We start from the raw sequence: 14097 nt of genomic DNA, 5'->3' as shown, positions 1-14097 counted from the left end.
AAATATTTAGTCCCTATAATATGCCCAAGATTGGTAAAATAGCGCAGATTATCGGCCCAGTTGTTGACGTCAACTTCGCCGACAGTGAAAATCTACCTAAAATTTACGATGCATTGTACATTCAAAAAGAAAATGGACAACGTGTTGTATTAGAAGTTCAACAACACTTAGGTCAGGATCGTGTACGTACAATTGCCATGGACGCAACTGAAGGTTTAGTTCGCGGAATGGAAGTTGTCGATACTGGTGCTCCTATCAAAATGCCTGTTGGTGAAGAAATCAAAGGTCGTGTATTCAATGTAGTTGGTGATGCCATAGACGGGATCCAAAATTTGAATAAGGAGAATGGTCGTCCTATCCACAACGTACCTCCTAAATTCGAAGATTTGTCAACTGAATCCGAAGTACTTTTTACTGGTATCAAAGTTATTGACCTTTTAGAGCCATATGCTAAAGGTGGTAAAATTGGTTTATTCGGTGGTGCCGGTGTAGGTAAAACTGTATTAATCCAAGAATTAATCAATAATATCGCAAAAGGTCACGGTGGTCTTTCTGTATTCGCTGGCGTAGGTGAACGTACACGTGAAGGTAATGACTTATTGCGCGAGATGTTGGAGTCTGGTATCATCAAATATGGTGAGCACTTTATGGAAGGCATGGAAAAAGGCGAATGGCCTTTGGATACTGTTGACCACGAATTGATGAAAGATTCTAAATGTACTTTCGTATTCGGTCAAATGAACGAGCCTCCTGGTGCACGTGCACGTGTTGCTTTATCAGGTTTGACAGTTGCGGAATACTTCCGTGACGGTGATGGCGAAGGTCAAGGCCGTGACGTATTATTCTTCATCGATAATATCTTCCGTTTTACACAAGCAGGTTCTGAAGTATCTGCCCTATTGGGTCGTATGCCTTCAGCTGTAGGTTACCAACCAACATTGGCAACTGAAATGGGTTTAATGCAAGAGCGTATCACTTCAACTAAAAACGGATCAATCACTTCGGTTCAAGCCGTATATGTACCTGCCGATGACTTAACTGACCCTGCTCCAGCGACAACTTTCGCTCACTTGGATGCAACTACAGTATTGTCTCGTAAAATCGCTGAGCTAGGTATCTACCCTGCTGTGGATCCTTTGGATTCTACATCACGTATCCTTTCTCCTGCCGTTTTAGGTAACGAACACTATAATACTGCACAACGTGTAAAAGAAATTCTTCAACGTTATAAAGAATTACAAGATATCATCGCCATCTTAGGTATGGACGAATTATCAGAAGAAGATAAACAAACTGTACACCGCGCACGTCGTGTACAACGTTTCTTATCCCAACCTTTCCACGTTGCAGAACAATTTACAGGTTTGAAAGGTGTATTGGTAGACATCAAAGATACCATCAAAGGTTTCAATATGATCATTGACGGTGAAGTAGATGAGTACCCTGAAGCTGCCTTCAACTTAGTAGGTAACATCGATGATGCTATCGAAAAAGGTAAAAAATTATTAGCAGAAGCAGTTTAATCTAGATTATATCTAAGAATAATGAAATTAACAATTATCACTCCAGACAAATTAGCATTCGAAGGCGAAGTAACTTCAGTTACTGTACCGGGCACTGCGGGTTCTTTTCAAATTTTGAAAGACCACGCTGCCATTGTTTCTACTTTGGAAGATGGAAAAGTAATTATTCAACAAGGTAAAGGTGGACAAGAAGTGTTCATTAAAGGTGGTGTTGTGGAAGCAAAAGACAATGTCATTACCGTGCTTGCTGAAGGAATTATCGGAGATTAAATCAAATCGATTTTATAAAATCTAAAAAGCTTCCGATAGAAATATCGGAAGCTTTTTTTTTAAAGTTTTTTTGACATTTTCTTCATTTTAGGAAGAAAATTGGCCATTGTAACAAAAAATAATTTTTTGACCCTGTAGACCAATTTTAAATATGGTATACGACTAACAAAATATAAAACCGAATAAAACGAGTTACTGAAAAATAAAATTTTACAAAAACAGATTTAATAAAATTTTATTCTAAATACAAAATTAGCACTTTACCTATTGCCAATTATTGTAATTCCTGCTACCTTGAGGAAATGAAATTCGAAAGTTTTTATAGAAGCTTGAGATAGCATGATTTACCACCAATATTACAACAAAGGGAACTATTATACTTAGGTAAATTTTGGGTTATGAAATATTACGATAAAAACACGTTGATCTATTTAGATGGAGCTTTTGTAAAAGCTTCCGAAGCTGCATTGGATCCCTTTGCACAGTCACTGCATTATGGGTATGCAGTGTTCGATGGTTTACGTGCGTATAATACCCACAATGGACCACGTATCTTTAAAGCTGACATGCATTTCGATCGCTTAAAGAGATCGTGTGAAGCAGTTAATATTCCCCATCGCTGGAGCAACAGAGAGCTGATAGACATCTGTTATGAGCTCCTGGCCAACAACAACCTAAGAGAAGCTTATATACGTCCATTGGTATTGACCGGTTCAAATATGCACCTAACCTCATCAACCGAAGCAACCATCATGATGGCAGCATGGGAATGGGGGCCATATCTTGGTCAAAACCTATTAAAGGTATGTATCTCTGATATCAAAAGACCTAATCCAAAGTCGTTTAAAATTGACTCGAAGATCTCTGGGCAATATGTAAACTCCATCCTTGCGACAACAGAAGCCATCAGGAAGGGTTACGACGAAGCGTTAATGCTCGACCACGAAGGCTACGTTGCCCAAGCATCCAGTGAAAATATTTTCATCGAAAAGGATTTCAAAATCTATACGCCGCCAGCGAAGAATATCTTCCCGGGCATTACACGCCAGACTGTAAAAAACATTTGTAAAAAATTAAACTTCGAAGTCATTGAAAAGCAATTGACGATAGAAGACATTTACACTGCTGACAGCGCTTTCTTATGTGGGACTGCGGCAGAAATTATCGGAATCAAACAAGTCGATGATGTCATCTACAAAGAAGCCTGGGAACACAGCATAGGTGCATCAATCCAAAGAAGATATAAAAATTTAGTATTAGAGAACGAAAATTATGAAGTCATCATCTAACGGCGAAAACGGAATGAACAAATACAGCCGTACATTTACACAAGACGAAACGCAACCTGCTGCAAAAGCAATGCTTTATGGTATCGGTCTTACGGATGCCGACATGGACAAAGCACAGGTCGGTATTGCCAGCATGGGATATGATGGTAATACGTGTAATATGCACTTAAATGATTTGGCACAAATCGTCAAGAAGGGCGTTTGGAACAATGATTTAGTGGGTTTGACCTTTGGAACCATTGGCGTCAGTGACGGTATGAGCAACGGTACCGATGGGATGCGTTATTCGTTGGTAAGTCGTGATGTGATCGCTGATAGTATCGAAACGATCTGTGGTGGACAATATTATGATGGCTTGATCTCTATTCCTGGCTGTGACAAAAACATGCCTGGTGCAATTATGGCAATGGCTCGCTTGGACCGTCCTTCTTTAATGGTATATGGCGGTACTATCGCTCCAGGCCACTATAAAGGTGAAGAATTAAACATTGTGTCTGCATTTGAAGCATTGGGACAACGCATCTGCGGAAATCTTTCCGATGAAGACTATGAAGGCATTATCAAACATACCTGCCCTGGTGCTGGTGCTTGTGGCGGAATGTATACTGCAAATACCATGGCTTCGGCAATTGAAGCCTTGGGAATGAGCTTACCATACTCATCTTCCAATCCAGCGATCTCGGAAGAAAAGAAAAATGAATGTTTAGAGGCAGGTCAACATATCCGCACGCTACTTGAGAAAGATATCAAGCCCTCTGATATCATGACACGTAAAGCATTTGAGAACGCGCTACGTACCATTGTTATCTTGGGTGGCAGTACCAATGCTGTACTTCACTTTATTGCAATAGGCAAAGCCGTAGGCGTAGACATCACGCAAGACGACTTCCAACGCATGAGTGACGAAACCCCTGTATTAGCGGACTTTAAACCGTCCGGTAAATACTTAATGCAAGATCTTCAGCAATTTGGTGGAACTCCTGCTGTTATGAAATATCTTTTAAATGAGGGTTTACTTCATGGCGACTGTATCACGGTAACAGGAAAAACGGTCGCTGAGAACTTGGCTGATGTTAAATCAATCATGGAATATGATCAACCGATCATCAAACCATTGAGCGATCCAATCAAGGCTACAGGACACTTACAGATTCTTTACGGGAACTTAGCAGAGAAAGGTTCTGTTGCCAAGATCTCCGGCAAAGAAGGTGAAAAATTCACTGGCCCTGCACGTGTATTCGACGGAGAGCACGATTTAGTGGCCGGTATTGCATCTGGCAGAATCAAAAAAGGAGATGTTGTCGTGATCAAAAATGAAGGTCCTGTTGGAGCACCCGGCATGCCTGAAATGCTTAAACCTACGTCACTGATAATCGGCGCGGGTCTAGGTAAATCTGTTGCTTTAATCACCGATGGCCGTTTCTCAGGTGGAACACATGGTTTTGTCGTAGGACATATCACACCAGAATCTTACAAAGGCGGATTGATCGGTCTTGTCAATGATGATGACATTATCGAGATCGATGCGGTGAATAACAGTATCAATGTACTGCTTTCCGATGAAGAGATCGCGCAACGCCGTGCCGCTTGGGTACAACCAGCGTTAAAAGTTAACAAAGGAGTTTTATACAAATACGCTAAAACTGTTGCCGATGCCTCAGAAGGCTGTGTAACGGATCAGTAGAAAATAAAAAACAGAGACATTAAGCAAATAGAGACCTAAACAATCGACGCTTAATGTCTCAGATCTAATATCTAAATACTAAAAAGACTGAATAATCAACAATAAAAAAAATCAACGTAATGAGTACACTGGAAATAACAGAAAATAAGGCCGCTACAGCGCAGCAAACTCCGACACAAATTTCGGGATCGAAAGCTGTATTGGAGGCCTTATTGAGCGAAGGAGTTGATACCGTATTTGGTTATCCTGGAGGCGCAATTATGCCGATCTATGATGCCCTTTATGATTATACGGATCGTCTGAAGCATATTTTAGTGCGCCATGAACAAGGTGGAATCCACGCGGCGCAAGGTTATGCAAGAACTTCAGGTCGTACAGGCGTCGTCTTTGCGACAAGTGGTCCTGGAGCAACAAACCTAGTTACTGGACTGGCTGATGCCATGATCGATAGTAACCCTATCGTCTGTGTCACAGGTCAGGTCTTTGCTTCACTATTGGGAACAGATGCTTTTCAGGAAACAGATGTCATCAATATCACGGCACCAGTCACAAAATGGAACTACCAAGTCACCGACGCAACTGAAATTCCAGCTGCACTCGCAAAAGCATTTTATATTGCCAGCACAGGTCGTCCAGGACCGGTATTGATCGATATCACTAAAAATGCACAGCTACAATTGTTCGATTACTTCGGTTACGAAAAATGCAACCACGTTCGTAGCTATAGACCTGCACCACAAGTTCGTAAAGAATATGTTGAGCAGGCAGCCGAGTTAATCAACAATGCAAAAAAACCGTTTGTCCTTTTTGGACAAGGCATCATCTTGGGGAAAGCAGAAGAAGAGTTCAAAGCTTTTATCGAGAAGACAGGAATTCCATCGGCAGCGACCGTAATGGGGTTAAGTGCACTTCCAACGGATCACAAACTCCATGTAGGAATGCTCGGAATGCATGGTAACTATGCGCCAAACGTGATGACAAACGAATGTGATGTTTTAATTGCTATCGGTATGCGTTTCGATGACCGTGTAACAGGTCGTTTGGACAAATATGCCAAACAGGCAAAAGTAATCCATTTGGATATAGACCCGGCAGAGATTGACAAAAACGTACAGACAACCGTACCTGTATGGGGCGACTGTAAAGAAACTCTTCCGATGCTTACAGAATTGGTAACGGCCGTGGATCACTCCGCTTGGCTTGCACAATTCCGTGAACTTGAAAAAGAAGAAATCAAAGAAGTCATCCAAAATGAGCTTCATCCTCAAACTGATATCATGACCATGGGTGAAGTGATCAACGTATTGAATGAATTGACAGGTGGTGATGCAATCATTACAACGGACGTCGGTCAACACCAAATGGTAACTTGTCGCTATGCTAAATTCAACAACAGCAAATCGAATGTAACCTCAGGGGGCTTAGGAACGATGGGCTTTGGTCTTCCGGCAGCAATCGGTGCCTGGTACGGCGCTCCAGAGAAAACTGTCGTAGCAATCATCGGTGATGGTGGTATACAAATGACGATCCAGGAGCTCGGAACGATTATGCAATTTGGCGCAAAAGTCAAAATCATGATCCTCAATAATGAATTCTTGGGCATGGTACGCCAGTGGCAGCAATTGTTCCACGACAGACGTTATTCATTCGTGAATATCACGAGTCCTGACTTTGTTGCAGTAGCGAAAGGCTATTACATCGACGGTCAGAAAATTTCGGAACGTAAAGACCTGCGTAATGCCCTGAAAACCATGATTGATCACGACGGAGCATATCTATTGGAAGTGATGGTAGGTAAGGAAAACAATGTATTTCCAATGGTTGCACAAGGAACATCGGTATCTGAGATACGTTTAAAGTAGAATTTAACATGGAAAAACAAGAATATACCATCACCCTATATACAGAGAATTCTATCGGTCTTATCGGTCGGATCTCAACAATTTTTTCAAGAAGAAAAATCAATATTGAAAGCTTGAATACTTCTCCTTCTGAAGTAGAAGGAATACATCGTTTTACCATCGTAATCACGGAGGCTGAAGATGTTCTGCGTAAGCTTTGTCGTCAACTGGAAAAACAGATTGATATCCTCAAGGCCTATTACAACACTAATGATGAAGTGATCTGGCAAGAACAGGCGCTGTATAAAGTGCCTGCGGATGTTGTCAATGAAAAGGTATATGTAGAACGCTTATTACGTCAATATGGCGCCAATGTTGTTGTGATCCGCAACGACTATATCGTCTTTGAAACTGCAGGTCACCGCGAGGAGATCGATAAGTTGACAGAAGAATTGACCAAATATGGTTTGATCGAATTTGTCCGTGGCGCACGTATCGCCATCATTAAAGATAGTGCAGGTTTCCATTCCAAATTGGTTCAGTTTGAAGCCAAGGAACCATCGATAGAAATTGTAGAAAACGAGTATCTCGACAAAAGAGATGACGTATTTACGATGTAAGCTTTAATAGTATTATGCAAGAGACATTTAAATTTATCTTAAAGTCACGTCAAAAATTCATTGAATTACTTGACGGTCTTTCCATTGAACAGCTTAACAAAATTCCCGCGGGATTTAACAACAATATTATCTGGAATTTTGCCCACATTGTCGTCAGTACACAGACCTTGGTTTATGTCCGTACAGGAATCAAGGCCGATACGACTTGGGTGAACTATAACGAAGATTATAAAAAAGATACCAAGCCAACCCGCTTTGTTGAACAAGCAGAGGTTGATGAATTGAAAGAAATTGCAATCCGCAGTATTGAGCAAATTGCTGCTGACTATGAAAACGGTGTTTTCGGAGAAATCACCTCGTTTTCAACAGCAACCTATGGCTATCCAATGGATACCATTGAAGAAGTTATAGCCCTGACATCAGGACACGATAACGTTCATTTCGGTTACGCAATGGCTCAACGCAGATTAGTACAATAATTAAAATAAATAATCAACAACCCATAACAGAAAGAAAGTAAAACAATGGCAAATTATTTCAACACCTTACCGCTTAGAGAGCAGTTAGAACAATTAAGTCACGCTGAATTCATGGACAACACCGAATTCACGGATGGTGTAAATGCTTTAAAAGGTAAAAAAATCGTAATCGTAGGATGTGGTGCGCAAGGCTTGAACCAAGGTTTAAACTTAAGAGATAGCGGACTGGACGTTTCTTATGCTTTGCGTAAAGAAGCTATTGAACAAAAAAGAGATTCTTGGAAAAACGCTACGGACAACAACTTTAACGTAGGCACTTACGAAGAATTGATCCCATCTGCGGATTTAGTTATCAACTTGACTCCAGATAAACAACATACTTCAGTAATCAACGCTGTAATGCCGTTGATGAAAGAAGGCGCTACGTTATCGTATTCACACGGTTTCAACATCGTTGAAGAAGGTATGCAGATCCGTAAAGATATTACTGTCATCATGGTTGCTCCAAAATGTCCAGGTTCTGAGGTTCGTGCAGAATACCTTCGTGGTTTTGGTGTTCCTACCTTGATCGCTGTTCACCCGGAAAATGATCCACAAGGAAAAGGCTGGGCTGAAGCAAAAGCGTACTGTGTAGGAACAGGTGGACACAAGGCTGGTGTATTGAAATCTTCATTCGTAGCTGAGGTAAAATCAGATTTGATGGGTGAGCAAACGATTCTTTGTGGATTGTTGCAAACAGGATCGATCTTGTCTTTCGACAAAATGATCGAGAAAGGCATCGAAGCTGGTTACGCATCCAAATTGGTACAATACGGTGTAGAAGTGATTACGGAAGCCTTGAAACATGGTGGTGTGAGCGGAATGATGGACCGTTTGAGCAATCCCGCAAAAGTAAAAGCATTTGAGATCTCAGAAGAATTGAAGGATATTATGCGTCCTTTATTCCAAAAACACCAAGATGATATCATGTCAGGTCACTTTAGCAAGACCATGATGGAAGATTGGGCAAATGGTGATGCAAATTTATTGAAATGGAGAGCCGAAACAGGTGAAACTGCATTCGAAAAAACACCTGCTGGTGATGTTAAAATCAACGAACAAGAGTACTTCGACAACTATACACTGATGGTTGCTTTCATCCGCGCAGGTGTTGAGTTGGCATTCGAAACAATGGTTGAAGCAGGTATCAAACCAGAATCAGCATACTACGAATCATTGCACGAAACACCATTGATCGCTAACACAATCGCTCGTAAGAAGTTGTTCGAAATGAACCGTGTTATCTCTGATACAGCAGAATACGGTTGTTACCTATTCGACCAAGCTTGTAAACCTTTGTTGGCAGACTTCATGAAAACTGTTGATACGGATTTAGTCGGTAAAAACTTTAACGACAACAAAGATGCTGCAGTTGATAACGCACAATTGGTTGTCATCAATGAAATTCTACGCGATCACCCTGTAGAAATCGTTGGTCGCAAATTGCGTAAAGCGATGACTGCAATGAAAGCGATCAAAACTGTTTAAAAGTCCATACGAAATTATACATGCTCCAAAAATCATGAATATTTCGTAATTTAGTATATTGAAATCAAGGTGATATTGAGACATTTACAATATCACCTTGGTTCATATAAAAATAACATAAGAGAGATTAAAAAATGTCAAAAACATTAGTAGAAAAGATTTGGGATGCTCACGTCGTCAAGCGTGAAGAAGGGTTTCCGGATATTATTTATATCGACACCCACTTGATTCATGAAGTTACTTCACCTCAAGCTTTCGATGGCTTGCGTAAAAGAGGAATCCCAGTTTTTCGTCCAAAGCAAACGGTAGCTACTGCCGACCACAACGTACCGACACTCAATCAACATTTACCGATCAAAGAAGAGCTATCCCGTTATCAAGTTGATATGCTCACCAAAAATTGTGCTGAATTTGGTATTGAATTATATGGCTTGGGGCATCCATACCAAGGGATTGTACACGTTATTGGTCCGGAGCTGGGTATCACCCTACCAGGTAAAACGATGGTCTGTGGCGATAGTCATACCTCAACACATGGTGCTTTTGGAGCTATTGCTTTTGGTATTGGGACCTCTCAGGTTGAACAGGTCTTCGCAACACAATGTTTATTGCAGTCGAAGCCAAAAACAATGAAAATTGAAGTTAACGGTACCCTTCAAAAAGGTGTTGGGGCAAAAGATATCATCCTATATATCATCTCCAAAATCTCTGCCGCGGGCGGTACAGGTTACTTTATTGAATATGCTGGTTCAGCAATCCGTTCATTAAGCATGGAAGCACGTATGACCATTTGTAACATGAGTATTGAAATGGGTGCACGCGGAGGCTTAATTGCTCCGGATCAGATCACTTTCGACTATGTAGAAGGCCGTGAATTCGCACCAAAAGGTGAGGAATGGGATCAAGCCTTAGCGTACTGGAAAACATTATATTCTGACGAAGATGCCATCTTTGATAAAGTGTTGACTTTTGATGCTGCAGACATTGCGCCAATGATTACTTATGGCACCAACCCTGGCATGGGTATGGGTATCGCGGAGCATATCCCAGCAACTATCGCACAACCGGAATCAGAAAGACCATCGTACCAAAAAGCATTGGATTACATGGGTTTTAAAGATGATTCAACGGTCTTAGGCAACCGTGTTGATTATGTTTTCATCGGAAGTTGTACCAATTCCCGTATTGAAGATTTACGTGAAGTAGCTTCGTTCGTTAAAGGCAAGCAAAAAGCACAAGACGTTGAAGTATGGATTGTACCGGGCTCAAAACAAGTAGAAAAACAGGCTAAAGAAGAAGGCTTGGATAAAATATTTGAAGCGGCAGGATTCCAGTTACGTGAACCAGGATGTTCGGCATGTTTAGGTATGAACGAAGATAAAATCCCTGCTGGTAAATATTGTGTTTCGACTTCAAATAGAAATTTCGAAGGGCGTCAGGGACCGAATGCCCGCACCATGCTGGTATCTCCTTTGACAGCAGCAGCTGCGGCAGTAACAGGTAAAGTAACAGATGTAAGAGAGTTGATCTAAGCAGAAAAAAATGAAAAAATTTGAAACTTTAACGTCACAGGTAGTCCCTCTACCTATCGAAAATATTGATACCGATCAAATTATTCCCGCACGCTTTCTAAAAGCAACTACGCGCGAAGGTTTTGGTGATAATTTATTCCGCGACTGGCGTTTTGATACAGACAATCAGCCCAAAACTGACTTTGTATTGAACAACCCGACCTATACAGGGAAAATATTGGTTGCCGGTAAGAACTTTGGTTGTGGTTCAAGCCGCGAACATGCCGCATGGGCTATTCAAGACTATGGTTTTGATGTGGTCATCAGCTCATTCTTTGCCGATATATTCAAAGGAAATGCCCTTAACAATGGTGTATTACCGATTCAGGTATCCGAAGAATTTTTGGCAAAAATTTTCGAATTGGTGCACCAAAATCCGACAACAGCGATTATCGTTGATCTTGAAAAACAAACAGTCATGTTGACAGAGACAGGTGATCAATTTGAGTTTGAAATCAATCCATACAAAAAATCATGTTTGATCAATGGATATGATGACATTGATTTTATCCTTAACAAGAAAGATTCAATCGAAGCATTTGAAGCGAACAGACAATGGTAGATCCTGTCGTCCATATTGCCAATTTAACCATTCAGTACGGTAAAGATACCGTACTGCAAGACTTAAATTGGCAAATTTTTCCTGGCGAGCAATGGATCTTAGGCGGTCCGAGCGGTACAGGAAAAACCACACTTGCAAAAGCGATTTCCGGGCAATTGAAGTATGAAGGCGAGATCACATTCCACCTTGATCCAACGAGCCCACTGCCGGCAAAAATTCACTACGTTTCCAATTGGTTTCAGTTTACCAATCTTGAAGGCGATCGCAATTTCTATTACCAACAGCGCTACAACAAATTTGCAAAAAACGATACATTAACGGTTTTTGCTGAGTTGAAACATTTTGCGCAAGAAGAACAGCTTTCTTTTGAAAACGTGCGTTCTTACCTGAACATTTTTGGATTCGAAAATTTCAAAGATCAGCAGTTGATTGAACTTTCGAGTGGCGAACACAAAAGACTGCAATTGATCAAGGCCTTGTGGCTTCAACCGCAGGTGCTCATTATCGACCAGCCTTATACAGGACTAGATGCACAGTCTCGGGAAGATCTCAATCAGATTTTCGATCAGCTAGCGGATAAGGGTGTCACCTTTTTGTTGATAAGTAATGATGACGAACAACCAGACTGTATCAATCGTTTTGCGGAGATTCAGCATGGTAAGATTGTTATTCGCCAAAATAGCAATGAGCTATCCAGAGGATTGCCCCGCACAAGAAAGGCACTCCCCTATTTTCTGCAACGAGCCCCTGAAGTAACTTCTCCGATCATGGTAAAAATGAACAAGATCAATATTTCATACGGCGAAAAACAGGTCTTAAAGAATATTGACTGGGAAGTAAAAGCCGGCGAAAAATGGTTGCTACAAGGGCATAATGGTTCAGGAAAATCCACGTTGCTCAGTTTAATCAACGGCGATCATCCACAGGCCTATGCCAACGACATCCATCTTTTTGGCAAAAAAAGAGGATCTGGAGAAAGCATTTGGGATATCAAAGAACATTTGGGTATTATATCGCCAGAATTGCATTGGTATTATGATATGAATGCCAACGTTGGGCAGACTATTGCTTCTGGATTTTTTGATTCCATGAGCCTATACCAACGATTAGGATTTGAACAACAGCAAAAGCTCGAGCAAATTCTCCATTTTTTTGACCTTAAAGAGGTTAAACACAAAACCTTGGGGTCGTTACCATTAGGCCAACAACGTTTGGTCCTATTGGCTCGCACGATCGTGAAGCATCCAGAATTGCTGATTTTGGACGAACCTTGTCAAGGTTTAGACAAAGAGCAGACCCAGTATTTCAACGATGTCATTGATGACCTCAGTAAAAGTGGCCAGACGCTCATTTATGTAGGGCACTTCCAGACACAACTACCAACGTGCATTGACAATAAAATCGTGTTGGAAAAAGGAGAAGTAAAGGCTGTATTCGAAGTTATCCACAAAAAAGAAGCTTTATCAACATAAAAAATGTGGAAAACTTCAATTAATTCGAAAACAAGAACAAAAAAATAAAAAGAGAATCAAGATATCGGCAAAACACCGGAAATCAAAAGTCAAAAATAAAGACAATTCAATAGGTCTTAGGCCTATCTTCCAAAGTTTCAATATACATATCTCTGATAGCTCAATACTAAAAATACAATGAAGAAAAATATTTTAATCATACCTGGAGATGGCATCGGCCAAGAAGTAACAACTTGGGGTAAAAAAGTTTTAGAAAAAATCGGTGAAAATTATGGTCATGAATTCAGCTTTGATGAAGCTATCATGGGCCATACTGCAATTGAAGCTACGGGCAACCCTCTTCCTGATGAAACATTAGCGAAAGCAAAAGCTTCTGATGCGATCCTTTTCGGCGCCATTGGCCATATCAAGTATGATAATGATCCTTCTGCTAAAGTAAGACCTGAACAAGGCTTGTTGAAAATCCGTAAAGAACTAGGTCTTTATGCAAATCTTCGTCCAATCCTTTTATTCGACGAGTTATTGGATGCTTCGAGTTTAAAGCCTGAAATTCTTCAAGGTACAGATATCCTTTTCTTCCGTGAATTGACAGGTGATGTGTATTTTGGTGAAAAAAACCGCAATGAGGACAACACCTTTGCGTCAGATCTGATGAACTACCATCGTTACGAGGTTGAACGTATCGCACGTAAAGCTTATGATGCAGCACGCACACGTAACAAAAGATTATGCTCTGTTGATAAAGCCAATGTATTAGAAACATCCCGCCTGTGGAGGGAAGTTGTACAGGAAATCGCAAAAGAATATCCGGATGTTGAAACCGAGCATATGTTTATCGATAATGCAGCCATGCAATTGGTTAAAAATCCGAAGAAATTCGATGTGGTATTGACAGCTAATCTTTTTGGTGATATCTTGACAGACGAAGCGTCACAGATCGCAGGCTCAATGGGTATGTTGGCTTCTGCTTCCGTAGGTGATGGCACAGGCTTCTTCGAACCTATCCACGGCTCAGCACACGATATTGCTGGTCAAAATAAAGCAAATCCACTTGCTTCAATTTTATCTGCAGCCTTGATGCTTGATATTAGCTTTGGTCTACAGGATGAAGCTAAAGCTGTTACCAATGCTGTTGCTGAAACATTAAAAGCTGGTTGGAGAACCGGTGATATTGCCAACAGCAGCACTGAAGCTTCAAAAATCTTAGGTACTCAGGAAATGGGTGAAAAAGTATTGGAGTTTATTAAATAGTATACCCT

12 protein-coding genes are annotated in these 14097 nt (G+C 40.9%); all 12 read left to right on the top strand.

Translation table 11 applies throughout. The annotated features are described in order from the left end of the window. Window positions 1-20: 20 nt before the first annotated feature. The 12 genes from atpD to leuB all read left to right on the top strand — a co-directional run bounded on the left by atpD (window position 21) and on the right by leuB (window position 14089). Entirely contained in the window at window positions 21-1523 is a 1503-nt protein-coding gene (gene atpD / locus HS960_RS22920) for a F0F1 ATP synthase subunit beta (RefSeq protein ID WP_075994361.1), read from the top strand. Window positions 1524-1544: 21 nt separating this feature from the next. Further along, window positions 1545-1793, top strand: a complete 249-nt coding sequence (gene atpC, locus HS960_RS22915) for an ATP synthase F1 subunit epsilon (RefSeq protein ID WP_120335003.1) — start codon at window positions 1545-1547, stop codon at window positions 1791-1793. A gap of 398 nt (window positions 1794-2191) precedes the next feature. Next, the gene (locus HS960_RS22910; protein WP_153844267.1) at window positions 2192-3082 is read left to right on the top strand and encodes a branched-chain amino acid transaminase; all 891 of its coding nucleotides are present in this window, start codon (window positions 2192-2194) and stop codon (window positions 3080-3082) included. Continuing rightward, on the top strand, window positions 3066-4766 hold the full coding sequence (ilvD, locus tag HS960_RS22905; RefSeq protein WP_153844268.1) for a dihydroxy-acid dehydratase: 1701 nt from the start codon (window positions 3066-3068) through the stop codon (window positions 4764-4766). The genes HS960_RS22910 and ilvD overlap by 17 nt, the downstream gene beginning before the upstream one ends. A gap of 119 nt (window positions 4767-4885) precedes the next feature. Continuing rightward, window positions 4886-6628 (top strand): biosynthetic-type acetolactate synthase large subunit, encoded by a 1743-nt coding sequence (ilvB, locus tag HS960_RS22900; RefSeq protein ID WP_153844269.1) that lies wholly within the window; start codon window positions 4886-4888, stop codon window positions 6626-6628. Between the two features lie 8 nt (window positions 6629-6636). Then, window positions 6637-7227, top strand: coding sequence for an acetolactate synthase small subunit (gene ilvN, locus HS960_RS22895; RefSeq protein WP_070570155.1), 591 nt, complete (start codon window positions 6637-6639; stop codon window positions 7225-7227). 14 nt (window positions 7228-7241) lie between these two features. Next, window positions 7242-7706, top strand: a complete 465-nt coding sequence (locus HS960_RS22890; RefSeq protein WP_220801573.1) for a DinB family protein — start codon at window positions 7242-7244, stop codon at window positions 7704-7706. Window positions 7707-7751: 45 nt separating this feature from the next. Further along, window positions 7752-9233, top strand: coding sequence for a ketol-acid reductoisomerase (gene ilvC / locus HS960_RS22885; protein ID WP_088163107.1), 1482 nt, complete (start codon window positions 7752-7754; stop codon window positions 9231-9233). A 134-nt stretch (window positions 9234-9367) separates the two neighbouring features. Then, complete coding sequence (leuC, locus tag HS960_RS22880) at window positions 9368-10765, top strand: 3-isopropylmalate dehydratase large subunit (RefSeq protein WP_153844270.1); 1398 nt, start codon at window positions 9368-9370, stop codon at window positions 10763-10765. 10 nt (window positions 10766-10775) lie between these two features. Beyond that, entirely contained in the window at window positions 10776-11366 is a 591-nt protein-coding gene (leuD, locus tag HS960_RS22875) for a 3-isopropylmalate dehydratase small subunit (RefSeq protein WP_153844271.1), read from the top strand. Beyond that, window positions 11360-12838, top strand: a complete 1479-nt coding sequence (locus HS960_RS22870; protein ID WP_182330683.1) for an ATP-binding cassette domain-containing protein — start codon at window positions 11360-11362, stop codon at window positions 12836-12838. Before leuD ends, HS960_RS22870 begins: the two co-directional genes overlap by 7 nt. A gap of 177 nt (window positions 12839-13015) precedes the next feature. Beyond that, window positions 13016-14089, top strand: coding sequence for a 3-isopropylmalate dehydrogenase (gene leuB / locus HS960_RS22865; protein WP_159727357.1), 1074 nt, complete (start codon window positions 13016-13018; stop codon window positions 14087-14089). Window positions 14090-14097: the final 8 nt, after the last annotated feature.

The sequence above is a fragment of the Sphingobacterium paramultivorum genome (assembly GCF_014109745.1).
Taxonomy (GTDB): Bacteria; Bacteroidota; Bacteroidia; order Sphingobacteriales; family Sphingobacteriaceae; genus Sphingobacterium; species Sphingobacterium paramultivorum.
This window is presented reverse-complemented; position numbering and strand designations above follow the sequence as displayed.